The sequence below is a fragment of the Streptomyces marincola genome, from assembly GCF_020410765.1.
GTDB classification, from domain to species: domain Bacteria; phylum Actinomycetota; class Actinomycetes; order Streptomycetales; family Streptomycetaceae; genus Streptomyces; species Streptomyces marincola.
This window is the reverse complement of the sequence record NZ_CP084541.1, coordinates 3,554,336-3,575,851: the sequence shown is the minus strand read 5'-3', so window position 1 is coordinate 3,575,851 and position 21,516 is coordinate 3,554,336. Positions and strand designations below refer to the sequence as shown.

The 21,516-nt window shown below is 74.8% G+C and carries 19 protein-coding genes; 11 read left to right on the top strand and 8 right to left on the bottom strand.

The window, feature by feature from the left end:
• Nucleotides 1-38 precede the first annotated feature (38 nt).
• Nucleotides 39-2,330 (bottom strand): terpene synthase family protein, encoded by a 2,292-nt coding sequence (locus tag LC193_RS15490; RefSeq protein WP_226074801.1) that lies wholly within the window; start codon nt 2,328-2,330, stop codon nt 39-41.
• 351 nt (nt 2,331-2,681) lie between these two features.
• Between LC193_RS15490 and LC193_RS15485 the strand changes: the two genes are divergently transcribed.
• A complete protein-coding gene (locus tag LC193_RS15485) occupies nt 2,682-5,309 on the top strand; it encodes a rhamnogalacturonan lyase (protein ID WP_226074800.1) in 2,628 nt (875 codons plus the stop codon).
• A gap of 191 nt (nt 5,310-5,500) precedes the next feature.
• On the top strand, nt 5,501-6,337 hold the full coding sequence (locus tag LC193_RS15480) for a class I SAM-dependent methyltransferase (protein WP_226074798.1): 837 nt from the start codon (nt 5,501-5,503) through the stop codon (nt 6,335-6,337).
• A 63-nt stretch (nt 6,338-6,400) separates the two neighbouring features.
• Here LC193_RS15480 and LC193_RS15475 read toward each other — a convergent pair whose 3' ends face one another.
• Complete coding sequence (locus tag LC193_RS15475) at nt 6,401-6,991, bottom strand: dihydrofolate reductase family protein (RefSeq protein ID WP_226074795.1); 591 nt, start codon at nt 6,989-6,991, stop codon at nt 6,401-6,403.
• 66 nt (nt 6,992-7,057) lie between these two features.
• Here LC193_RS15475 and LC193_RS15470 point away from each other — a divergent pair, with 66 nt between their 5' ends.
• The gene (locus LC193_RS15470; RefSeq protein ID WP_226074794.1) at nt 7,058-7,633 is read left to right on the top strand and encodes a TetR/AcrR family transcriptional regulator; all 576 of its coding nucleotides are present in this window, start codon (nt 7,058-7,060) and stop codon (nt 7,631-7,633) included.
• 49 nt (nt 7,634-7,682) lie between these two features.
• On the opposite strand, the gene LC193_RS15465 is transcribed toward LC193_RS15470, so the two are convergent.
• Entirely contained in the window at nt 7,683-8,453 is a 771-nt protein-coding gene (locus tag LC193_RS15465; RefSeq protein WP_226074792.1) for an SDR family NAD(P)-dependent oxidoreductase, read from the bottom strand.
• A 56-nt stretch (nt 8,454-8,509) separates the two neighbouring features.
• On the opposite strand from LC193_RS15465, the gene LC193_RS15460 reads away from it, so the two are divergent.
• A complete protein-coding gene (locus tag LC193_RS15460; protein ID WP_226074791.1) occupies nt 8,510-8,863 on the top strand; it encodes an ArsR/SmtB family transcription factor in 354 nt (117 codons plus the stop codon).
• 46 nt (nt 8,864-8,909) lie between these two features.
• Here LC193_RS15460 and LC193_RS15455 read toward each other — a convergent pair whose 3' ends face one another.
• The 3 genes from LC193_RS15455 to LC193_RS15445 all read right to left on the bottom strand — a co-directional run bounded on the left by LC193_RS15455 (nt 8,910) and on the right by LC193_RS15445 (nt 12,299).
• Nucleotides 8,910-9,134, bottom strand: coding sequence for a hypothetical protein (locus tag LC193_RS15455; protein ID WP_226074790.1), 225 nt, complete (start codon nt 9,132-9,134; stop codon nt 8,910-8,912).
• Nucleotides 9,135-9,289: 155 nt separating this feature from the next.
• A complete protein-coding gene (locus LC193_RS15450; protein WP_226074789.1) occupies nt 9,290-10,717 on the bottom strand; it encodes a cryptochrome/photolyase family protein in 1,428 nt (475 codons plus the stop codon).
• A 7-nt stretch (nt 10,718-10,724) separates the two neighbouring features.
• On the bottom strand, nt 10,725-12,299 hold the full coding sequence (locus tag LC193_RS15445) for an SDR family oxidoreductase (protein WP_226074788.1): 1,575 nt from the start codon (nt 12,297-12,299) through the stop codon (nt 10,725-10,727).
• Nucleotides 12,300-12,451: 152 nt separating this feature from the next.
• Between LC193_RS15445 and LC193_RS15440 the strand changes: the two genes are divergently transcribed.
• Nucleotides 12,452-13,702, top strand: a complete 1,251-nt coding sequence (locus LC193_RS15440; RefSeq protein WP_226074787.1) for a pyridoxal phosphate-dependent aminotransferase — start codon at nt 12,452-12,454, stop codon at nt 13,700-13,702.
• 69 nt (nt 13,703-13,771) lie between these two features.
• Here LC193_RS15440 and LC193_RS15435 read toward each other — a convergent pair whose 3' ends face one another.
• A complete protein-coding gene (locus tag LC193_RS15435; RefSeq protein ID WP_226074785.1) occupies nt 13,772-14,713 on the bottom strand; it encodes a MurR/RpiR family transcriptional regulator in 942 nt (313 codons plus the stop codon).
• A 107-nt stretch (nt 14,714-14,820) separates the two neighbouring features.
• Between LC193_RS15435 and LC193_RS15430 the strand changes: the two genes are divergently transcribed.
• From LC193_RS15430 to LC193_RS15420, 3 genes are read left to right on the top strand one after another with little or no spacing between them, the layout of a single operon-like run.
• Nucleotides 14,821-15,486 (top strand): hypothetical protein, encoded by a 666-nt coding sequence (locus tag LC193_RS15430; RefSeq protein ID WP_226074783.1) that lies wholly within the window; start codon nt 14,821-14,823, stop codon nt 15,484-15,486.
• Entirely contained in the window at nt 15,483-16,796 is a 1,314-nt protein-coding gene (locus LC193_RS15425) for an FAD-dependent monooxygenase (RefSeq protein ID WP_226074781.1), read from the top strand. The genes LC193_RS15430 and LC193_RS15425 overlap by 4 nt, the downstream gene beginning before the upstream one ends.
• The gene (locus LC193_RS15420; RefSeq protein ID WP_226074780.1) at nt 16,780-17,793 is read left to right on the top strand and encodes a UbiA family prenyltransferase; all 1,014 of its coding nucleotides are present in this window, start codon (nt 16,780-16,782) and stop codon (nt 17,791-17,793) included. The genes LC193_RS15425 and LC193_RS15420 overlap by 17 nt, the downstream gene beginning before the upstream one ends.
• A gap of 32 nt (nt 17,794-17,825) precedes the next feature.
• Here LC193_RS15420 and LC193_RS15415 read toward each other — a convergent pair whose 3' ends face one another.
• The gene (locus LC193_RS15415; protein ID WP_226074779.1) at nt 17,826-18,749 is read right to left on the bottom strand and encodes an AEC family transporter; all 924 of its coding nucleotides are present in this window, start codon (nt 18,747-18,749) and stop codon (nt 17,826-17,828) included.
• 141 nt (nt 18,750-18,890) lie between these two features.
• Between LC193_RS15415 and LC193_RS15410 the strand changes: the two genes are divergently transcribed.
• The 3 genes from LC193_RS15410 (at nt 18,891) to LC193_RS15400 (ending at nt 21,515) form a co-directional block, all read left to right on the top strand.
• Nucleotides 18,891-20,354 carry a M20/M25/M40 family metallo-hydrolase gene (locus LC193_RS15410; protein ID WP_226074778.1) on the top strand — a complete coding sequence of 488 codons (1,464 nt, stop codon included), beginning with the start codon at nt 18,891-18,893 and terminating at the stop codon, nt 20,352-20,354.
• Between the two features lie 78 nt (nt 20,355-20,432).
• Complete coding sequence (locus tag LC193_RS15405; protein WP_086159496.1) at nt 20,433-20,729, top strand: type II toxin-antitoxin system VapB family antitoxin; 297 nt, start codon at nt 20,433-20,435, stop codon at nt 20,727-20,729.
• 111 nt (nt 20,730-20,840) lie between these two features.
• A complete protein-coding gene (locus tag LC193_RS15400) occupies nt 20,841-21,515 on the top strand; it encodes a LytR C-terminal domain-containing protein (protein ID WP_226074777.1) in 675 nt (224 codons plus the stop codon).
• Nucleotide 21,516 lies beyond the last annotated feature (1 nt).

Here is a 21,516-nt window from a genome sequence, read left to right as displayed (position 1 = left end):
TCCAACCCGTCCAACGCGCCCAGCCCGACCGATCCCGCCTACGACGCCCGGCGCGCCGCGGGCGGGCCGAGCAGCCGGGTGATCCTGGCCGCCGAGGTGCCGAGGCCCGTCGGCGCGCCCAGCGGCCACAACGCGCCCTGCGCGTGCCTGCGCAGGTCGCTCTCGCGGTACCGGCGGCAGAACCGGTGCCAGTTCAGGATGCCGGCCAGCCAGTTCTCCAGGTCGCGGACGTACCCGTCGAGGATGCCCCGCACCTCGTCGTCGAGCCCGAAGTCCTCGTACAAGACCGGTAGCTCATGCGCCGCGACGTGCTGGAACTGCCGCATGCGCTCGGCCATCAGGTCCGCGATCACGCGCAGCGCCGCCGGGTAGTCGCAGTCGAAGAAGTCCTGCACCACCAGCACACCATTGTGGATCTCCCCCTCGAACTCGATCTCCTTCTGGTACGAGAACACGTCGTTCATCAGGCAGGCGTAGTCGGCCGCCGCGTTCTCCAGTGAGCTGATCGGACCGCTGCGGTAGACCTCCTGCGGCACCTTCGGGCCGTGCCCGAGCCTGGCCAGGCACATCGTCAGGTCGGAGCCGAACGTCTGCCGGCGCATCTCGACGTAGTCGACGGGCTCGGGAATGCGGTTCTGCGCCTGGTTGTCCAGCTCCCAGACCCAGCTCGCCGTCATCACCTCGATCGTCTCGCGGAACCTGCGCCGCGCGGGCAGCGTCATCGGCCCCGCGGTGCGCGGCCACAGGTCCGCGAGGCCGCGTTCCAGCCCTGACACCGGGACCGGCATCGCGTTCGGGTCCTCGACGGGCATGAACTGCGCGATCCGCTCGGTCACGGCCCGCGCGCCCGCCACGTCGTGGGTGCGGCCGAAGAGGACCGGGTACAGGTCGTCGCCGTAGGTGCCCCATGCCAGCCAGCCGGAGACCACGTCGAGCGCGTCGGCCGGTGCGTCGGGGGCAAGCCCCGCGGCGCACAGCGGCAGGTCGTAGTCGTACAGCTTGGCCTCGGTCCACGGCGCACCGTCGAGGATGCCGACCCGGTGCGCCCACGCGGCCAGGCGCGTCCGCGCGCCGTCGAGGTGCACGTTGAGCCGCAGGTCGAACGGCATGGGGAAGTCCGGCAGCAGCGAGGGCCCGACGCGCCGGTGCGGCACGTGCCGGAACCGCCTGGCCCTGGCCGCCTCCGCCCTGCGGGTGGTCGTCACGCCGCCGGGGCCGCGCCGCGCGCCGCCCGGCGCGCGGAGGGCCGCGGTGCCGAGTCCTGGCGGCAGCCCGGGCAGCGTCGGCAGCGCAGCGAGGCCGGGCGCGGGCGCGTGCGCGTGCGCCGCGCCACCGCCGACCGCTCCGTTCATGTACCGGCTGGAGCGCATGTGCCACTCGTGGCCGCCCGACTGCCAGTCCTGAAGTCCCTTGGCATAGGCGAGGACCGCGGCGCAGGACGCGGCGTCGAGCCCGGACTCCGCGAACAGCGGGCCCAGTTCGGTCACGCAGGTGTGCTCGAACTGCTGGAGGCGCGCGGTCAGCAGGTCGTTGACGGCCTCGGCGGCCTCCTGCGTCGAGCACGCGAGGAACGTCTCCAGCACGAGGACGCCGTTGCTCATCTCGCCCTCGTCCTCGATCTCCCGCTGGTAGGAGAACAGGTCGTTGCGCAGGTGGACGCCGTCGGAGAAGGTGTCGCGCAGCACGCGCAGCGGCCGGCTCGCCGCGACGGCCGCCGGCACCTCGGCGCGCGCCGCGTACTCGACGAGACCCGCCGACCAGGGCGCGCCGCCGACCTTGCGGCGCATCTCGATGTACTCGACGGGGTTGGGCACGCGGCCGGCGTTGATGTTGGACAGCTCCCACAGCGACTCGTTCAGCAGGTTGGCGGTGCTCTCGGCGAACCTGCGCCGCCACGCGGCCGACATGGCAGGCACCGTCCTGGCCCACAGATCGGCGAGCCCGGCCTCCACCGGGTTCGTCGGCTCGGGGGTGCCCGCGGCCGGGTCGAGCGGCATGAACGCGGGCAGCCGGTCGAGGTACGCCTTGCCGCCCGGCCGGTCCTGGGTGCGCTTGAAGGTCTCAAGGAAGTGGTCGTCGAAGAAGAAGACCCACACGTACCAGTCGGTGACCAGGCACAGGTCCTCGGCCGAGGCGTCCGGGTGCGTGTACGCGCACAGCAGCGGGTAGTCGTGCGCGTCGAGGTCGGCGCCGGTCCAGATCCCGGAGCCCTCCAGCATCCCCATGCGTGCGGCCCAGCGCGGCGAGTGCTCCCTGGCCGCGTCGAGGTGGGGGTTGAGCCGCGCGGGATACGGCATGTAGAACGCGGGCAGTTCGAAGGGCTGTGTCATGGCGCGTCTCCCGGCATCGCGTGGCACCCGAATGGCCCACAGCATTGCCCGTGCTCCGGCCCACCGCAGGACAATCAGAACAATTCGCACCTCAATTCGCCGGTTCGAGTGAACCATGCGACGCGTGCGCGGTCGCGCTGCGTACCGACGCGAACTCTTGACGGCGGACCCGCCCCCTCATACTGTCGCGCCGACCCGTTTTGAAACGTCTCATTGAAACGACTCAATCCGCTCTCGTCCCCTTTCCACGCGCCCGTCCAGCGCGCCACCGCACCCATCAAGCACCTCACGACCGGCCTCGCGCGGCAGGCCGAAGGCTCAACGCGCGACAGGCAAGAAGGGCGTCACCCGATGACACCAGCGGACAGACGACGTAGGGCCAGGCACCGGCGGTTGATCGCCGCCCCGCTCGCCGGCCTGATGACCGCGGGCCTGCTCGCCGCGGCGGGCACCGCCCCCGCGCGGGCGGCGGAACCGGCCGCGCAACCGGCCGCGCGCGGCACCGAGCGCCCCGCGCCCGGCGGCGTCCAGCTCGAACACCTCGACCGCGGTCTGGCCGCCGTCGCCACCGAGGAGGGCGTGTTCCTCAGCTGGCGGCTGCTGGCCACCGAGGTCACCGGGCACTCGGAAACCGGCCTGACCGGCGCCGACTTCCACGTGTACCGCGACGGCGAACTGCTCGGCACCGTCACAGAATCGACCAACTACCTCGACGCCGAAGCGCCCGCGGGCGCCGAGTACCGCGTGGCCGCCGTCGTCGACGGCGTCGAGGTCGACCTCAGCGAGCCCGTCGCCCCCTGGTCCGACGGCTACTACGAACTGCCGCTGGACAAGCCGGCCGACGGCGTCACCCCGGCCGGCGAGGCGTACACCTACTCGGCGAACGACGTCAGCGTCGGCGACGTGGACGGCGACGGCCAGTACGAGTACGTCGTCAAGTGGTACCCGTCGAACGCCAAGGACGTCTCCCAGGTCGGCTACACCGGCAACGTCTACCTCGACACCTACCGCCTCGACGGCACCCTGCTGCACCGCGTCGACCTCGGCGTGAACATCCGCGCCGGAGCCCACTACACCCAGTTCCTCGTGCACGACTTCGACGGCGACGGCCGCTCGGAGATCATGTTCAAGACCGCGCCGGGCACCAAGGTCACCCGCTACCACCCGGACGGCCGTGTCGCCTCGGAGCGCCACATCACCATGCCGCGCGAGGACATCCGCGCGGGATACGGGCACGACGACGACTACCGGATGAGTGCCGAGGACTACTACGCGCACGTCGTCGGCATGTTCGAGGACTGGCACGAGCACCCCGAGGTCGTGGCGGGCAACTGGCCCGCGACGCTTGAGGAGGCGTTCGGCATCGCGCCCGCCCACGACTACCCCCTGTCCCGCGAGGACGCCGAGGCGCTGGCCGACCACTTCATGGACGAGTACGCGCCCTCCCGCAGCGCGCGCAACAACCTGCGCGCGTTCGAGGGCTTCATCCTCGAAGGGCCCGAATACCTCAGCGTGTTCGACGGCGCGACCGGCCGCGAGCTCGACACGGTCCGCTACGAGCCGGGCCGCCACGACGACGGCCTGATGTGGGGCGACTACGCCATGGCCCGCATCGAGCCGGGCAACCGCGTGGACCGCTTCCTGTCCACCGTCGCCTACGTCGACGGGCAGCACCCCTCGGCCGTGTTCGCGCGCGGCTACTACACGCGCTCCACGCTGGTGTCCTACCGCTGGGACGGGCACAGGCTGCGCGAGGACTGGAACGTCGACAGCGGCTGGACCCCGATGTCCAACCCGTTCAACGACGGCCCGCACGGCGTCGACGGCACCGACCCCGAGTTCGGCACGCTGACCACGCAGGGCTTCCACTCGCTGAGCGCGGCCGACGTCGACGGCGACGGCCGGCAGGAGGTCGTCTACGGGTCCGCGACCATCGACGACGACGGCAGCCTGCTGTACAGCTCGTTCGCCGAGATGCCGCCCGGCAGCGCCGACCCCGGCGCGCAGGCCCGCCTCGGCCACGGCGACGCGATGCACGTCACCGACATCGACCCGGCGCGTCCTGGACTGGAGATCTACACCGTGCACGAGGGCGGCGCGAGCGCGCCGCTCGGCTACGCGCTGCGCGACGCCGCGACCGGCGAGGTCATCTACGGCGAGTACACCGGCGTCGACACCGGACGCGGCATGATCGGGGACGTCGACCCGGACGAGCCCGGGATCGAGACGTGGGCCAACCACCCCGAGGGCGGCACCGACCCCGACGGCGTCGGCCTGTGGAGCGCGGACGGCCGGCGGCTCGGGGAGCGGACGCCCGGCACGAACCAGAGCATCCGCTGGGCGGGCGACCTGACGGCCCAGATGGTGGCCGGGTACGGGTATCTCGGCGAGGACACGGTCGTCGAGGACTGGCGGCGCGGCACGCTGCTCACGGCCGAGGGCACCAGGACGAACAACCACACCAAGGGCAATCCGTCCCTGGTCGCCGACGTCCTGGGCGACTGGCGCGAGGAGCTGCTCGTGCCCACGGCGGACAGCACCGGCCTGCGGCTGTACCTCAGCACCGAACTCACCGGCCACAAGCTGTACACCCTGATGCACGACCCGCAGTACCGGGCCGAGGTGGCGCGGCAGCAGACGACGTACAACCAGCCGTCCTACACCGGCTTCTACCTGGCCTCGGACATGGACTTCTCCGCCGTGCCGGTGCCCGACCTGTGGACCCCGGGCGGGGTGGCCGCGCTGGCCGACGACCTGGCCGGGCGCGTGGCGGGCGGCGAGGTGTCGTTCCTCTCCGCGCTGCTGCTGAAGCCGTGGACGGTGAAGGCCGAGCTGCACATGGCGCGCGGCGACCACGCCTCGGCGGCGAGGGCGCTTGAACGGTTCACCGCGACGCTCGAACACCTGCGCGGCGTTGCGGACCCGGCCCGCGCGGCGCTCACCCACCGGGCCGAGACGCTGATCCGCACGCTGCGCTGATCCGCGCGGCGCGCGGTGAACGGCCCCGCCGCGCCCCCGGGCCGAACGGGCCGCGCGCCGCGTCCGTTCGGCCCGTTCGGGTTCGTTCGGGTTCGTTCGGGTCCGCCCCGGGGCGCCGGGCGTCGTCACGGCCCCTCGGGAAGGCGGCGAATTCTGGTGCGTGGCCGCCGGCGGTCTGCGATCCTCGCCGCATGCGCACCGCAAGCCCCGGGAGCCCCGGGAACCTCATGTCTCCCGGGATAGCAGCCACGTTCGATGAACTCGTCGCCGAGGGCGAGGCCGTTCCGACGGAGGGCTGGGACTTCTCGTGGTTCGCCGGGCGGGCCACGGAGGAACGCCCGGCCTGGGGGTACTCGTCGCTGCTCGCGGACCGGATGCGGGCGGCGGAGGCGGCGCTCGACATGCAGACGGGCGGCGGCGAGGTACTGGCCGCCGTTCCCGTGCTGCCGCCCGTGCTCGCGGCCACGGAGTCGTGGCCGCCGAACGTGGGGATCGCCCGCCGGAACCTGGCCCCCTTCGGGGCGACCGTCGTCGCCATGACGGACGACGCGGCGGATCTGCCGTTCCCCGACGGGCACTTCGACCTGGTGGTCAGCCGGCACCCGGTGGTGACGCGGTGGGACGAGGTGCGCCGGGTGCTGCGGCCGGGCGGCACCTACCTGGCGCAGCACGTGGGGGCGGGCAGCGTGCGGGAGTTGACGGAGTTCATGATGGGGCAGAACCCCTTCCCGCCGCCCCCGCCGGCCCGGCCGTTCACGACCAGGTCGGGCGCGACGCCGACGGGCGCCGTGGCCGTCGCGGAGTCGGCGGGGCTCGTCGTCGTGGACGTGCGGCAGCAGGCGTTGCGCATGGAGTTCCACGACATCGCGGCCGTCGTGCACTTCCTGCGCAAGGTGATCTGGACCGTGCCGGGCTTCACCGCGGACGCCTACCGGGAACGCCTCGTGGAGCTGCACGACTTCATCGAACGGCACGGCCCGTTCGTCGCGCACGCGCAGCGCTTCCTCATCGAGGCGCGCAGGCCCTGACGGGGCGCCCGCCGCACCCGCCCGGCGCCTGCCGGACGCCGCGCGTCCGGCGGGCGCCGGGCGTCAGCGGGCCGTGCACCAGGTGACCAGCACGCCGTTGTCGAACGTCTCGCGTGCGGTGGGCGTGAACAGCGTGGGATCGAACGCCCCGTCGAACACCGAGGGCCCGGCCCCGGCGACGACCGGGTAGCTCTTGATGATCAACTCGTCGATCTCCGGGAGCAGTTCCCCGGCGAGCCGGCCGCCGCCGCAGAGCCAGATGTCCAGGCCGCCGTCCTCCTGTTTGAGCCGGCGGACGAGGCCGAGCGGATCGGAGGGGACCACGGTGACGTCCGGGTCGATGCCGACGTCGAGGGTGCGGGAGACGACGTACTGCCGCATGTGGGCGTAGGGACTGGTCATGCCCGCGTCCAGCCCGGGCAGGTAGGCGCCGCGGCCCATCACGACCGTGTCGCAGCGGCGGTTGGGGACGTCGGCCAGGCCGAACATCTCCCGCCCGGCGGTCGGCAGGAACTCGGGATAGCGCGCGTTCATCCGCTCCGCGTAGCCGGCGGCCTGCTCCTCGTTCCCGAGCGGGAAGAAGTCGTACTCGCCGCCGGGTCCGGCGATGCGGCCGTCGAGGGTGACGGCGATGTAGTAGACGAGCTTTCGCATAAAACCACTCCAAGCATAGTAGTCTGTGACCGGTGAGAACGTAGTACTACAACTGGAGTGGTGTCAATGGTGCGGCGGAACGACGAACGGCGGGCGGCGCTGCTGGACGCCGCGATCGAGGTACTGGCGCAGGAAGGGGCGCGCGGCCTCACCTTCCGCGCCGTCGACGCCGGCGCCGGGGTGCCGAAGGGCACGGCCTCGAACTACTTCGCCAACCGCGACGAGCTGTTCACGCAGGTGGGCGAGCGCTTCTACGAACGCCTCCAGCCGGACGAGGCCGCGGTGGCCCGCCTGCGGGACGCGCCGCGCGACCGGGACACGTACGTGACGCTGATGCGCGAACTGGTCGGCCGCGTCAGCGCGTTCCGCACCGGCTACCTGGCCCTGCTCGAACTGCGCCTGGAGGCGACCCGGCGCCCGCGCCTGCGCGAGGTCCTCACCGCGCGCGTCCGCGCGGACGCCGACGCCAACGTCGCGTACCACGAGGCATCCGGGCTGCCGGGGGACGCGACCGCCGTCCGGCTCCTGATGCTGACGCTGAACTGGCTCATCCTCGAACAGCTCACGCTGCCGGACCTGTACTCCGAGGACGAGCGCGAACGCCTGGTGCAGGCCGCCGTCGAGCGCATCGTGCTGCCCTGACCCGGCGTGCGCCGGGTCGGGCGTTTCTTCAGGCCGGGTCGGGCGTTCGTCAGGTCAGGTTGAGCCCGCCGTCGACGGCGAGGACCTGGCCGGTGAACCACGTGGCGGCCGGATCGGCGAGGTGGAGCAGCCACGCGGCGACCTCCTCCGGCTCGCCGCGCCGGCCGAGCGGGATGCGGGCGGCCTCCTCGGCCTTGACCGCCGCGATGACCTCCTCGGGCAGCCCGGCGGCGTGCAGCGCCTCGCTCTCGGTCGGCCCCGGCGCCAGGGCGTTGACGCGGACGCCCTCTCCGGCCAGTTCGAGCGCCCAGGAGCGCGTGAGCTGTTCGAGCGCGCTCTTGGAGGCCGCGTAGTGGGACACCCCGGCACCCGGCCGGTGACCGTAGATGCTGGAGACGTTGAGTATCGAGCCGCGCGTCTCCCGCAGGTGCGGCAGGGCGGCGCGGGCGAGGAGGCTGGGGGCGATCACGTTCAGGTCGAACATCCGCGCCACCCGCTCGGCCGTCACCTCGGGCAGGGTCATGGCGTCCATGCCGCCCGCGTTGTTGACCAGGACGTCGATCCGGCCCCAGCGGTCCACCGCCGCGCCGACGACCGCCTCAGCGGCGCCGGGGGCGCGGATGTCCGCCGGGAAGGCGACGATGCCCGGGTGGGCGCGGGCGGTCTCCTCCAGCGGTCCCGGCCGGCGGCCGACGCCGAGCACGTGGGCCCCCTCGGCCGCGAGGGCGAGGGCGGCGGCCCGGCCGATGCCGGACCCCGCGCCCGTGACGATCGTGACGCGCTGGTGGAACCGGCCGGGGGCCGGGGAGTGCTGGGACAAGGCGTCACCCTTCGTTCGATGTTCGACGAACATAGAACGAACGTATCATCGTGTCCATGCGAGATGTGCGGCACCCGAGCACCGGCGAGATGACGCTGATCGCGGCGATGTCCGCGCTGAGCGACCCGGTCAGGATCGGGCTCGTCCGCCTGCTGTCCGACGGCGCGGAACGGGCCTGGGGCGACCTGCGCGCGCCCGTCGCCAAGTCCACGCTCAGCCACCACCTGCGGGTGCTGCGCGACGCGGGCATCACGCGGACCAGGCAGGAGGGCACGCGGTGCTTCGTCGAACTGCGCCGCGCCGACCTCGACGCCCGGTTCCCCGGGCTGCTCGACGCGGTGCTCGACGCGGCCGACCGGGAGGACGTCGGGCACGACGTGCTCGCGGCCTCGGGCGCGCCCGGGGCGTAGCCGGCGGGCGTTCGGCGGCGGGCGGCAGGCGTTCGGCGGCCGGGCCTCAGACCACGTGGACGGCCGAGCCCGCCTCGATCTGCGCGCTGCCGCCGGGCTGGAGCACGGCGGGGTCCCCCTGCCCGGCCGGCGGGATGAGCCGCAGTTCGCGGTCCGTGTTGTTCTCCAGCAGCCCGGCCTCCCCGAGCGGGAACCGGCCGCCGTTCTCCGGCTCGTCGATGACCTGCGTTCGGCCGTCGGCCGACCTGAAGATGATCGAACCCGTCGCCATGGGTACCTCCGGCGGTGCGTGGGGAAAGCGGGAACCGCAGACATGCCCCGCCACGCCCCCCGCGAGGCCCGCCGGGCCAGGACACCACCCGGGGGGAGCAGCGCGACGGCGCCGCCCGGGCCCACCGGGGTCGCGGCCTCGCCCGAGCCGCGTCCTCACCAGGGCTCGACGATCGGGTCCGGGTAGTCGAGGTCCGCGTCCAGCCGCCACGGGCGGTGCACGGCCCGGCCCTCGACCCCGGCCAGCTCCGGCACCCACCGGCGCACGTAGTCCCCGCGCGGGTCGAAACGGCGGGCCTGGCTCAACGGGTTCAGCACCCGGTTGGGGCGCGTGTCGTTGCCTGTGCCCGCCACCCACTGCCAGTTGAGCTGGTTGTTCGCCAGGTCGCCGTCCACGAGCAGGTCGAGGAAGTGCCGCGCCCCCACCCGCCAGTGCACGTTCAGCGTCTTGGTCAGGAAGCTCGCCACGAGCAGCCGGCCGCGGTTGTGCATCCAGCCCTCGTGCGCGAGTTGCCGCATCGCCGCGTCCACGATGGGGAAACCGGTCCTGCCCTCGCGCCACGCCGTGACGGCGTCCGCGAGGGCGTCGGCGTTCCGCCACGGCTCGCTCCGCCGGTCGCGGTAGTCGCGGTGCGCGGCGTCCGGGCGGGCGGCGAGCACCTGGTGGTGGAAGTCGCGCCAGGCCAGTTGCCGGACGAACGCGTCCGCGCCCGCGCCGCCGTGCCGCCGGGAGCGGTGCACGAGTTCGTTCGCGGAGACGCAGCCGAAGTGCAGGTAGGGCGAGAGGCGCGAGGTGCCGTCCCCCGCCAGGTCGTCGTGCCGGTCAGCGTACGCGTCCAGCGGTCCGCGCTCCCACGCGCGCAGCCGCCGCCGCGCCGCGGACTCGCCGCCCTCGGGCAGGCCCGGTGACGGCGTGCCCGACGCCAGGTCCGAGGCCGCGGGCAGGCGCGCGGACCGCACCTCGGGCACGCGCACCGTGCGCGGCGCGCGCAGCACGTCGCGCAGCGACATGGCGTCCCAGCGCCTGAAGTACGGCGAGAACACCGCGAAGTGGTCCTTGCCCTGCGGCGCGATCACGCCGGGCGGCACGGCCGTGACCGTCGCGTCGTGCACGGTCAGCCGCCGCCCGTCGGCGGCGAGCGCGGCACGCAGCCGCTCCTCGCGGCGCGCCGCGTAGCCGCTGACGTCGGCGGCGAGGTGCACCGTCGCCGCGCCGACGGCAGCCGCGACGCGGCACGTCTCGGCGACGACGTCGCCGCGCGCGACGACGAGCCGCCCGCCGCGCTCGCGCAGCGCGGCGTCGAGGTCGGCCAGGCAGTCGGCGAGGAACGCCGCCCGGTTGGGCACGCGGAACCCGGCCGCGCGCACCCCGTCGTCGACGACGAACAGCGGCACCACCTCGGGGGCGTCCCGCAGCGCGCCGTGCAGCACCGGGTTGTCGCGCAGGCGCAGGTCGGCGGTGAACAGCGCGACGGACACGGCCCGCGCGCCGTTCGCGCCGTTCACGCCGTCGTGTTTCGCACCACTGCCGCCCCTGCCGCCCTTGGCGCCCTCGTGCTGCGCACGTTCGCGGTCCCGGCTCATCGCGGACTCACCCCTCCGCCTGCGCGGTGCTCGTGATGGTGCGGACCATGCCCCCGAAGACCCAGGCGTGGAACGGGGCCACCGCCCACCAGTAGGCGTGCCCCGCCAGGCCGCGCGGGTGGAACAGGGCCCGCTGACGGTACACCGTGCGGCCCTCGTCGTCCCGGTCGACACACAGCTCAAGCCACGCGGTGCCCGGCACGCGCATCTCGCCGCGCAGCCGCAGCAGGCGTTCGGGTTCGAGCGCCTCCACGCGCCAGAAGTCGAGCGCGTCCCCGACCCGCAGGCGCGCCGCGTCGCGCCTGCCGCGTCGCAGGCCGCCGCCGCCCACGAGGCTGTCGAGCCAGCCGCGCACGGCCCAGGCCACCGGCGAGGAGTACCAGCCGTTCTCGCCGCCGATCCCCTCGACGACGCGCCACAGCGCCTCGGGCGAGGTGTCGACGGCGCGCTCGCGCCGGTCGGTGTACAGGCTGCCGCCCGCCCACGCCGGGTCGCTCGGCAACGGCCCCGCCGCCGCGTCGGCCGGGGCGCGGTCCCGGGACCCGCCGGGAACGGACTCCACCTCCCGCTCCCGCTCGCGTTCCCTGCTCCCCGGCCTCTCCCCCGGCCTCTCCCGCGCCCGCGCCCTGGCCCGGTCGCGGGAGAGGTCGGGGGTGGGGCCCGAGGTGGTGTCGAGGGCCGCGTCGAGTGCGGCGTCCAGGCCGAGCGGTGCGCCGGGCGGCGGGGGAACGTACCGTTCGATGTCCCGTTCGCGGCACACCACTTCGTGGCGCAGCGACTCCACCAGCGGACGGGCCAGCCGGCCGGGCAGCGGGGTGACGAGACCGACCCACAGGCTGGAAAGACCGGGCGTGAGCACCGGCACCGGAACGATCAGCCGCCTGCGCAGCCCGGCCCTGACCGCGTAGCGGCGCAGCATCGTCTCGTACGTCACCACGTCGGGGCCGCCGACGTCGAACGCGCGGTTGACGTCGGCGGGCAGCTCGGCGCTGCCGGCCAGGACCCGCAGCATGTCGCGGACGGCGACCGGCTGCACGCGGGTGCGGACCCAGCGCGGGGTGACCATGACGGGAAGGCGTTCCCCGAGCTGGCGCAGCATCTCGAACGACGCGGAGCCCGAGCCGATGACGACGGCGGCGCGGAGCACCGCCGTCGGCACGCCCGAGTCCAGCAGGATGTGCCCGACCTCGGCGCGGGACCTCAGGTGCGGCGACAGCTCCCGCTCCGGAACGCCCTCGGGCGTGAGCGCCCCGGCGTAGACCAGGCGGCGGACGCCCGCGTCGCGCGCCGCGGCGGCGAACACGTGCGCCGCCTCGCGGTCGATCTCCTCGAACGCGCCGCGCCCCCCGAGCGCGTGCACCAGGTAGTAGGCGACCTCGATGCCTTCGAGCGCGGAACGCACCGAGGCCGGGTCGGTGACGTCGCCGCGCACGGCCTCGACCCGGTCGGCCCACGGGCGGTCGTTCAGCCGCGCGGGCGTGCGGGCCAGGCAGCGGACGGTGTGCCCGGCCGCGAGCAGCTCGGGCACGAGCCGGCCGCCGAGATAGCCCGTGGCGCCGGTCACCAGGCAGCGCAGGGTCATGCGGTCCTCCCGTGGTCCGTTGCCCGGCCGGTCCCCCTGCCGCCATGTTTGGCGCGGCCGGCCGGGCCCGCAACCGCGGGGGACGCCGCGCGGCCCGGCTCGCATGCAAGGAATATTGCACAGAGCCCCGACCATGCAGTAGACATTGCCGCATGGTGAGACACTCCGCGACCCTGGCCATCGACGAGACGCTGCGCGCGAGGAAGGCCGCCGGGCAGCGCGTCCTGCACCTCGGCTTCGGCGAGGCGGGCCTGCCCGTCCCCGATGAGGTGGCCGCCGCCCTGCGGGACGCGGCCGGGCGGAACGGGTACGGCCCGGTGGCCGGCTCGCCCGAGGCGCGGCGCGCCGCCGCCGGGTGGTTCACGCGGCGCGGCCTGCCGACCTCGGCCGGTCAGGTGGTGCTCGGGCCGGGCAGCAAGCCGCTGCTGTACGCGCTGCTCGCCACCCTCCCCGGCGACGTCGTCCTGCCGTCGCCCGCCTGGGTGAGCTACGCCGCGCAGAGCGCGCTGGCCGGCAAGCGCGTCATCGGCGTTCCCGTGCCGCCCGAGGCCGGCGGCGTGCCAGAACCCGAGCGGCTGGCGCGCGTGCTGCGCGAGGAGCGCCCCGGCGTGCTGGTGCTGACCGTTCCCGACAACCCGACCGGCACCGTCGCCCGCGCCGAGCACGTGCGGGCCGTGTGCGAGCTGGCCGAACGGCACGGGCTCGCCGTGATCGCCGACGAGATCTACGGCGAGCTGGTCCACGACGGCACGCCGCCGCCCGTGAGCCCGGCCGCGTGGCTGCCCGCGAGGACCGTGGTGACCGGCGGCCTGAGCAAGTCGCTGGCGCTCGGCGGCTGGCGGATCGGGTTCGCGCGCGTTCCCGCCGGGCCCTGGGGCGAGGAGCTGCTGGCCGGGCTGACGGGCGTGGCGAGCGAGATCTGGTCGAGCGCCGCCGCGCCGACGCAGGCCGCCGCCGCGTACGTTTTCGACGACCCGCCCGCCGTCCTCGCGCACGTCGCCGCGGCCCGCCGCCTGCACGCGGCCGTCGTCCGGGCGGCGCACGCCGCGTTCACCGAAGCGGGCGCCCTGTGCCGCCCGCCGGAGGCCGGCTTCTACCTGTACCCGGACCTCGCGCCGCTGCGGGCCGGCCTCGCCGCCCGCGGCGTCGACGGCTCGGCGGCGCTCGCCGCCGCGCTGCTCGACGAGCACGGGGTGGGCGTGCTGCCGGGCGAGGCGTTCGGCGACGAGCCCGGCGCCCTGCGGTTCCGCGTCGCCACGAGCCTGCTCTACGGCGAGACCGAGGCGGAACGGTGGCGGGCGCTGCGCGCCGACGACCCGCTCGGCCTGCCCTGGATCGCCGACGCGCTCGACCGGCTGCGCACGGCGCTCGCCGCGCTCACCGCGCCCCCGGCCCGTCCGTGACCGGTACGACCGACAGGAGAATCACGACCGACACGCCCATCGCAACGGGCGTTCCGCCGGAGCCCGCCCTCAGCGCGGGGACGGCGGCTCGGCGTCGTACACGCCGAACCGCTCAAACAGCTCCTCCTCGGCGCGCAGCGCCGACCGCACATCGGCGCCGCGCATCCGCGCGACCTCGGCCGCCAGCGCCTGGACCAGGGACGTGAACGCCGTCAGCGACCGCAGCACCGAGGGCCCCGCCGCCTCCACGTAGAACACGTGCTCGGTCGAGGCCGCGAGCGGCGACGCCGGGTTGTCCGTGAGCGCGACGCAGCGCGCGCCGCGTTCGCGCGCCCAGGCCGCCGCCCGCACGGTGTCCGCGGCGTAGCGGTGGATGGAGAGCGCCACGAAGCAGTCGCCCTCCCTGACCCGCCGCAGCTCGTCGGTGAGCGCGCCCGACGCGCCGGTGAGCGTCGCGACGTCGTCGCGCACCATCCCCAGCAGGTAGCCGAGCAGGTACGCGGGCGCGTGGCACTTGCGCAGGCCGAGCACGTGCACGCGCGGCGCACGCGCCATCGCCTCGGCCGCCGCCCCGAACGTCGCCTCGTCGACCCGGGCGAACGTGCGCGCGATGTTGGCGCGGTCGAGGGCGGCGGCGCCGTCGAGCAGGCTCGACGCGCCCTCGCCGCCGAGCTGTTCGAGGGCGCGGAACCGGCGCAGCAGCTGGGCCTGTTCCCGCAGCCGCTCGCGGCACAGCCGGCTCAGGCCGGGGAAGCCGTCGAGGCCGAGACCCGAGGCGAAACGCACCACCGTGGCCTCGTTCACCCCGACGGCCGCCGCCAGCTCGGACACGGTCATGAAGGCGACCCCCTCCGGGTCGGCCAGCACCCGGTCGGCGAGCAGCCGTTGCGCGCGGGTGAGCGCGGCGCGGCGCTCGCGGAGCAGGTCGGCGAGCGCGTCGAACGTCCGGGGCGGGCCGGGGGCGCCGGACGGCGCGCCCGGCCCGCGCGGCGGCTTGGGTGCGGAGGCCATGGGGTGGATTGTGCCCGCCGGCGCTCCGGCGGCGGTGACCGGGCCGTGACCTGACCACGCCGCCGCGCGTTGGCACTCAAGGACGCCCGCCGGTGAGGAGAGATCACATGTCGGTTCTTGCCCCTTCCACCCAGGTCCCACGGGATCCGCTCCCGCGGGCCGCGCCGCCGCGCGAGCCGCTGCCGCTCGCGTTCCCCCTCGACGTGCCGCTCGACGTGCCCCTCGACGCCATCTTCGGCTCCGCGCTCGGCGGGGACGCCGATCCGCGCCGGCGCGTGCGCGGCTTCGCCTCGCCCGCGACCCGCATGCTGCTCAGCAGCGAGGGACTGACCACCACGCTGCTCGAAGCCCTGGCAGGCGAATCGTTGCGCCTGCACTGTCTCGCGCAGTTACGAGCCCGCGCCGAGGACGCCGGGGACGGCGTGTCCGCGCTGCTGCGGACGGACCGGGACGCGGAGGTCCTGGTGCGGTACTCGGCCACCACGCGGCGCGACGGCCTCGCCCTCTCGGTCAACCACGTGGTCGCGCGCATCGGCCTGGCTCCCGGCATCGAACCCTGCCTGACCAGCACGTCCATCCCGCTCGGGCCCGCGCTGCACGCGGCGGGGACCGGGCACCGCCGCACGCTGCTCTGCGTGGGCCGCAGGCCCTGGCAGGGCGAGGGCGGGCGCGACCTCACCGCGTGCTACAAGACGTACGTCGTCTGGCACGGCGAGGAGCCGTTCGCCCTGATCGACGAACTGTTCAACCCGGCCGCCGTGCCGGCCACGTGAGCGGCCCCGTCGTGCGGCGACTGCGCACCCAGGTGGCCATCGTCGGCGCGGGCCCCGCGGGACTCGTCCTCGCCAACCTGCTGACCCGTTCCGGCGTCGACTGCGTCGTCGTGGAACGGCGCTCGCGCGCGCACGTGGAGTCCCGCTCCCGCGCCGGGCTGATCGAACACAGGACCGTGCGGGCGCTGCGCCGCCACGGCCTCGCCGACGGCCTGCTCGCCGGCGGCCAGCGGCACGGCTGGTGCGACTTCGTGTGCCTGGGGCGAACGGTCCGCGTCGACTACGAAGCGCTCACCGGCGGGTGCGCGCACGTCGTGTACCCGCAGCAGCTTCTGGTGCGCGACCTCGTCGCCGCGCTCGAACGGGCCGGGCGCGCCCCGCTGTTCGGCACCGCGGTGACCTCACCGCCCGGCACGGGGGCGGGTCCGCCCCGGCTCGTGTGCGCCGGGGAACGCGGCCCTGTGGAGATCCGCTGCGAGCACGTCGTCGGCTGCGACGGCTTCCGCGGCGCCACGCGCGGGGCGCTGCCGCCCGGCGCACGGGTGGCCAGAAGGCGCTACCCGTACGACTGGCTGACCGTGCTCGCGGAGGTCGACCGGCCGGCCGATGGGGTCGTGTACGGCGTGTCGGCCGAGGGCTTCGCCGCGATGGCGCCGCGCACCGCGCACACGAGCCGCTTCTACCTCCAGTGCCCGCCGGGCGACAAGGCGGCGGCCTGGCCCGCGCGCCGCGTGCACGCCGAGTTGCGCGCCCGGCTCGCGCCCGTCGAGCTGCCGCGCATCGCGGGCTTCACGGAGACGCGCGTGCTGACGATGCACAGCCAGGTCACCGAGCCGATGCGGTTCGGGCCGCTGCTGCTCGCCGGGGACGCGGCGCACGTGGTGACGCCCTCGGGCGCCAAGGGCATGAACCTGGCGATCGCGGACGCCGTCGAACTGGCGGACGCCCTGGCCCGCCACCACGGCGGGCGCGGCGACGGGCTCGCGGCGCACGGCGGACGCGCGGCGCTCGACGGACCCGCGGTGCTCGACGGACCCGCGGTGCTCGACGGCTACGGCGCGCGGCGGCTGCCGGACGTGTGGCGCGTTCAGGAGTTCTCCGACCGGCTGCTGCGGCTGCTGCACCTGTCGGCGGACGAGGCGGCCGATCCCGGTTTCGGCCTGCGGCTGCGGCTGGCCGCGCTGGAGCGGCTGGCCGAGGGCGGCCCGCACGCCGCCGCGTTCGCCCACGCCTACGTCGGTTCCGGCCGCGAGTCGGGCCGCGAGTCCGGCCGCGAGGACGAGGGGAACGCCGGTGGCGCTCTCGACTGACCGCCCGGCGCCCACCCGCGCGCGGGACGGCGCCGACCGCCCGGCGCGGGACGGCGCCCCGGAGGGCGCATGGCAGCTGGCCCGCGCCCTGTGGGGGTTCTCGCGCGGCACGCAGGCGACGCTGAGCGTGGCGCAGCCGCTGCTCGGCGCGCTGCTCGCCGACCCGGACCCGCCGCCGGGCCGGCTCGCGCTGTGCCTGGTCGCGTGCGTGGCCGGGTACTTCGCGGTGTTCGCCGCGAACGACCTGATCGACGCCAGGCTCGACCGCGAACGGTTCGCCTGCCTGCGGGCGTACGAGGGTTTCGACATCGACGGCGCGGGCGGGCGGCACCCGTTGGCCCAGGGGCGCCTGAGCCTGGCCGCCGGCGTGGCCTGGGTGGCCCTGCTCGGCTCGGTGTCCCTGGTGCTCTGGGCCCTGCTGCACTGGGTGTGCGCCGTGCTGCTCGTCGTCGCGGCCCTGCTCGAAGCGCTCTACTGCGTGCTGGCCCGGGTGACGGAGTGGAAGTTCCTGCTGACCGGCGTGCTGGTGGCGTGCGGCGGCTGCCTCGGCTGGTTCGCGATGACGCCCGCGGTGGACCGGCCGGTGCTGTGGCTGTTCTGCGTGTGGCTGGCGGCGTGGGAGATCGGCGGGCGCAACATCGTGAACGACTGGGCCGATGTCGAGGAGGACGTGCACCTGGGTGTGCGCACCGTTCCCCTGCGGCACGGACCGCGCGTGAGCGCGGCGCTGACGTTCGGCTCCCTCGCGGTGGCCGCCGTCGCGGGGGCGGGGATGTTGCTCGGGGTGTGGCCCGCGCACGGGCTGCTCGGTCCCGCGGCGACGTGCGCGATGCTCGCGCTCAGCGGCTGGGCGCTCATCGCGCCCGGGCTGCGGCTGCTGCGCGCGCCGGGCCCCGAGCACGCGATGGCGCTGTTCAACCGGGCGAGCCTCTACCCGGCCGCCGCGCTCGGCATCGTGGTGGCCGCGCTGCTCGCGCGCCACGCGCTGCCGGCCTGAGGCCGCCGGGCGCCGCCCGGCGGGCCGGGGCCTCAGCCGAGCAGCGCCGCGACGAGGGTGAGCACGGGCACGGCCAGCAGCGTGGAGAGCAGGATCGCCTCGCGCGCCAGGCGGACGGCCACGTCGTAGCGCGACGCGTACGTGAAGATGTTCTGCGCCGCGGGCAGCGCGGCGATCACCACCACGTTCAGCTGCTCCGCCGTATCCAGGCGGAACAGCAGCGCCGCGACCGCCCACGCGAGCAGCGGCTGGACGACGGACTTGAGGGCCACCGCGAGCAGCACGGGGCCGCGCTCGGCGCCGCGCCCCGGCGGGGTGCTGCCGTGCAGCGAGATGCCGAACGCGAGCAGGACGGCGGGCACCGCCATGTTGCCGATGAGCACGACCGGTTCGAGGAGCGCGTCCGGCGGGGTCAAGCCGGACGCGGAGACCGCGACGCCGCCGAGCGAGCCGATGACGAGGGGGTTGCGGAACGGGGTCGTGACCCGCTGCCACGGCGTGCGCCGACTGCCGCCCTCGGCGGTCAGGTCGAGGACGGTGAGCGCGACCGGCGTCAGCAGCAGCTGCTGGAAGAGCAGGACGGGCGCGACGAGCGAGGCGTCGCCGAGCACATAGACGGCGATCGGGATGCCGAGGTTGCCCGCGTTGACGTACGAGGCGCACAGCGCGCCGACGGTGGTGCGGCCCACGCCCCAGCGCCGCACCGCGCCCACCGCGATGAACACGCCCGCGATCGCGAGGGTGGTGAGGGCCGTCACCAGCAGGGAGGGCGAGAAGATCAACGAGAGGTCGGCCCCGGCGAGCGTGACGAACAGCAGCGCGGGGCTCGCGACGTGGAAGCCGAGCCGGGTCAGCACCTCGCGCCCGTTCTCGCCGAGCGAGCCGCGCCGGCCGATGAGGTACCCGACGGCGATGACGGTGGCGATGCTGGCGAAGCCGGTGATCACTCCGCCCACAACGCCAGCCTTCGCATCATCGAACTTCCGAATGGAACACGCGTCCGGTCACGATGATCCCGGACGGCGGAAGGCGGCCACACCCGCCTTCACTCCGACAATCCTCCCATCTGAAGTTCGCGGGGGATAAAGTCCCGTTTTGTGACGTTTCGCACTGGCAGAGCCGCCCCGCTCGTCCCCCTCGCCCTGCTCGCGCTGCTGGTCACAGCGGTGCTCACCCCGGCGGCGCTCGCCGCCCCTGAGCGCACGCCGGAGCCCGAAACGGCGCACGACCGGTCGGGCGCCCTGGCCCGCGCGCTCGTGGAACGCACCGGAGCCGCGGGCGCGTGGCGGCACCTTGAGGCGTTCCAACGCATCGCCGACGCGAACGACGGCAACCGCGCGGCCGGCACCCCCGGCCACGAGCGGTCGGCCCGCTACGCCGGAACGCTGCTCGCCCGGGCCGGCTACCGCGTCACGTACCAGCGCTTCACGTTCCCCTACCGCGAGCCGGTCACGGAGCGGCTGACCCGCCTCGACGGCGAGCCGCGGGACGTGCCGGTGCGCGCGTTCTCCCACACCGGGAACACCCAGGACGGCGGCCTGACCGCCCGCCTCGCCGACGCGGGCGACGGCTGCGAGGCGGCCCGGTTCGGCCCGGACGCGCCCGGCCGGATCGCGCTCGTCGAGCGCGGCGGCTGCACCTTCGCCGCCAAGGAGGCGAACGCCAGGGCCGCGGGCGCCGCCGCCGTGCTCATCCGCAACAACGTGCCCGGCACGCTCTCCGGCACCCTCGGCGGCCCCGACCCCGACACCCTGCCGACCGGCGGCATCACGCGCGAGGACGGCGCGGAACTGGCCGCGGCGCTCGCCTCGGGGCACGAGGTGCGGCTGCGGCTGGAACTGACCGAGCTGTCCGAGGAACGGACCACCGTCAACGTCATCGCGGAGACCCCGGGCGGCGACGGCTCCCGCGTGGTACTGGCCGGCGCCCACCTCGACTCCGTCCCCGAGGGGCCGGGCATCAACGACAACGGCTCGGGCTCCGCCGCCGTCCTTGAGACCGCCCTGCGGCTGGCCGAGGCCGGCGGCCCGGCGGGGCGGCACCCGCACACGGTGCGGTTCGCGCTGTGGTCGGCCGAGGAGCTGGGGCTGCTCGGCGCGAAGCACTACGTGAAGGGCCTGTCGCCGGACGAACGGGACGACATCGCGCTGTACCTCAACTTCGACATGGTCGGCTCCCCCAACCACGGCCACTACGTGCAGGCGGACGCGCCCGGCGTCGCCGAGGAGCTGACCGCGTTCCTGCGCGCGCGGGGCGAGGAGGCCGAACGCCTGCCGTTCGACGGGCGCAGCGACTACGCCCCCTTCGTCGCCGTCGGCATTCCGGCGGCCGGCACGTTCACCGGCGCCGAGGCCGTCAAGACCCCGGCGCAGGCGCGGTTGTGGGGCGGCACCGCGGGCGCCCCGCACGACCCCTGCTACCACGCGGCCTGCGACCGGCTGGACAACGTGGGGCGCGCGGCGTTCGACACGCATGTGAAGGTGGTCGCGCACGCCGTCGGAACGTACGCGTGGCGCGCGCCCTCGGCGGCCTCCGCGCCCGACGCGCCGGCAGGCGGCTGACCGCTTCACGCCTCATGCCGGATGCGTCACCACTGCGGGAGGCTGCGGCGGAGACGTCCCGCCCGGTAGGCTTCCCGTGTGATCTTCAAGCGCATCGGAAACGGACGACCGTACCCTGAACACGGCCGGGACAACACCCGGCAGTGGGCAGACGTCGCCCCGCGCCCGGTCCGCCTCGACCAGCTGATCACCACCAAGCAGCAGCTCGACCTCGAAACGCTGCTCGCCGAGGACTCCACGTTCTACGGCGACCTCTTCGCGCACGTCGTGAAGTGGCAGGGCGACCTCTATCTGGAGGACGGGCTCCACCGCGCCGTCCGGGCCGCGCTCCAGCAGCGGCAGGTCCTGCACGCCCGCGTTCTCGAACTGGAGTGAGGGCCGCAACGGACACCGCCAGGTCGCGCGATTGCGCCGTTCCGGTAACGCCCTCGCCTTTCAGCTGATCATTTATTAGCCGGGCGAGTCATGCCTGACTACGCTGCGGACATGAGCATGTTGACGCCACCGGGCATGGGCGGGAAGAAGTTCCGCGTCACGGGCGACCGGTACCCGCGGATGCGCCCCCGCCGGCGGCGCGGCAGGTTCACCCTGGTGACGGCCATGGCCCTCGCCGTGGCCGGGCTGCTCGGCTGGGGGACGTTCCAGCTCATCGACGTGTTCTCCGCGGAGGAGGACGGCGGGCGAGCCACGCGCCCGCAAGCCGGCTCGCGCCCCGAACCCGATTGCGCGCCCCCCGCGCACGACATGCGCGCCCCCGGGGCGACGGACGTGCCGCAACCGTCCGCCATCACCGTCAACGTCTACAACGCCACCGGCCGCACCGGCCTCGCCCAGGACACGGCGGACGCCCTCGCCGAGCGCGGCTTCACCATCGGCGACGTGGCCAACGCGCCGGAAGCACTCGACGGCCAGGTCCAGGCGCCGGGACTCCTCCTCGGCGAGGCCGCGGCCGAGACCTCGGGGGCACTCGCCGTCCTCGGCGCGCAGCTGGAGGGCGCCGAGACCGGCGCGCCGCGCGAGGCCGCGGAGGGCGCCGACCCCGCGAGCGTCGTCGACCTCGTCATCGGTGAGGGCTTCACCGAACTGACCGCGGCCGACGAGGCGGAACGCCGCCTGGCCGCCGTGACCGGCGGCGCCGCGGGCGAGACGCCGGGCTGCTGAC

What these genes read in the sequence shown, in the direction of transcription:
- LC193_RS15480 (WP_226074798.1), top strand. Translation starts at nt 5,501, where the DNA reads ATGCGCACCGCAAGCCCCGGGAGCCCCGGGAACCTCATGTCTCCCGGG.
- LC193_RS15470 (WP_226074794.1), top strand. Translation starts at nt 7,058, where the DNA reads ATGGTGCGGCGGAACGACGAACGGCGGGCGGCGCTGCTGGACGCCGCG.
- LC193_RS15455 (WP_226074790.1), bottom strand. Translation starts at nt 9,134, where the DNA reads ATGGCGACGGGTTCGATCATCTTCAGGTCGGCCGACGGCCGAACGCAG.
- LC193_RS15400 (WP_226074777.1), top strand. Translation starts at nt 20,841, where the DNA reads ATGAGCATGTTGACGCCACCGGGCATGGGCGGGAAGAAGTTCCGCGTC.
- LC193_RS15440 (WP_226074787.1), top strand. Translation starts at nt 12,452, where the DNA reads ATGGTGAGACACTCCGCGACCCTGGCCATCGACGAGACGCTGCGCGCG.
- LC193_RS15445 (WP_226074788.1), bottom strand. Translation starts at nt 12,299, where the DNA reads ATGACCCTGCGCTGCCTGGTGACCGGCGCCACGGGCTATCTCGGCGGC.
- LC193_RS15490 (WP_226074801.1), bottom strand. Translation starts at nt 2,330, where the DNA reads ATGACACAGCCCTTCGAACTGCCCGCGTTCTACATGCCGTATCCCGCG.
- LC193_RS15475 (WP_226074795.1), bottom strand. Translation starts at nt 6,991, where the DNA reads ATGCGAAAGCTCGTCTACTACATCGCCGTCACCCTCGACGGCCGCATC.
- LC193_RS15485 (WP_226074800.1), top strand. Translation starts at nt 2,682, where the DNA reads ATGACACCAGCGGACAGACGACGTAGGGCCAGGCACCGGCGGTTGATC.
- LC193_RS15460 (WP_226074791.1), top strand. Translation starts at nt 8,510, where the DNA reads ATGCGAGATGTGCGGCACCCGAGCACCGGCGAGATGACGCTGATCGCG.
- LC193_RS15430 (WP_226074783.1), top strand. Translation starts at nt 14,821, where the DNA reads ATGTCGGTTCTTGCCCCTTCCACCCAGGTCCCACGGGATCCGCTCCCG.
- LC193_RS15450 (WP_226074789.1), bottom strand. Translation starts at nt 10,717, where the DNA reads ATGAGCCGGGACCGCGAACGTGCGCAGCACGAGGGCGCCAAGGGCGGC.
- LC193_RS15435 (WP_226074785.1), bottom strand. Translation starts at nt 14,713, where the DNA reads ATGGCCTCCGCACCCAAGCCGCCGCGCGGGCCGGGCGCGCCGTCCGGC.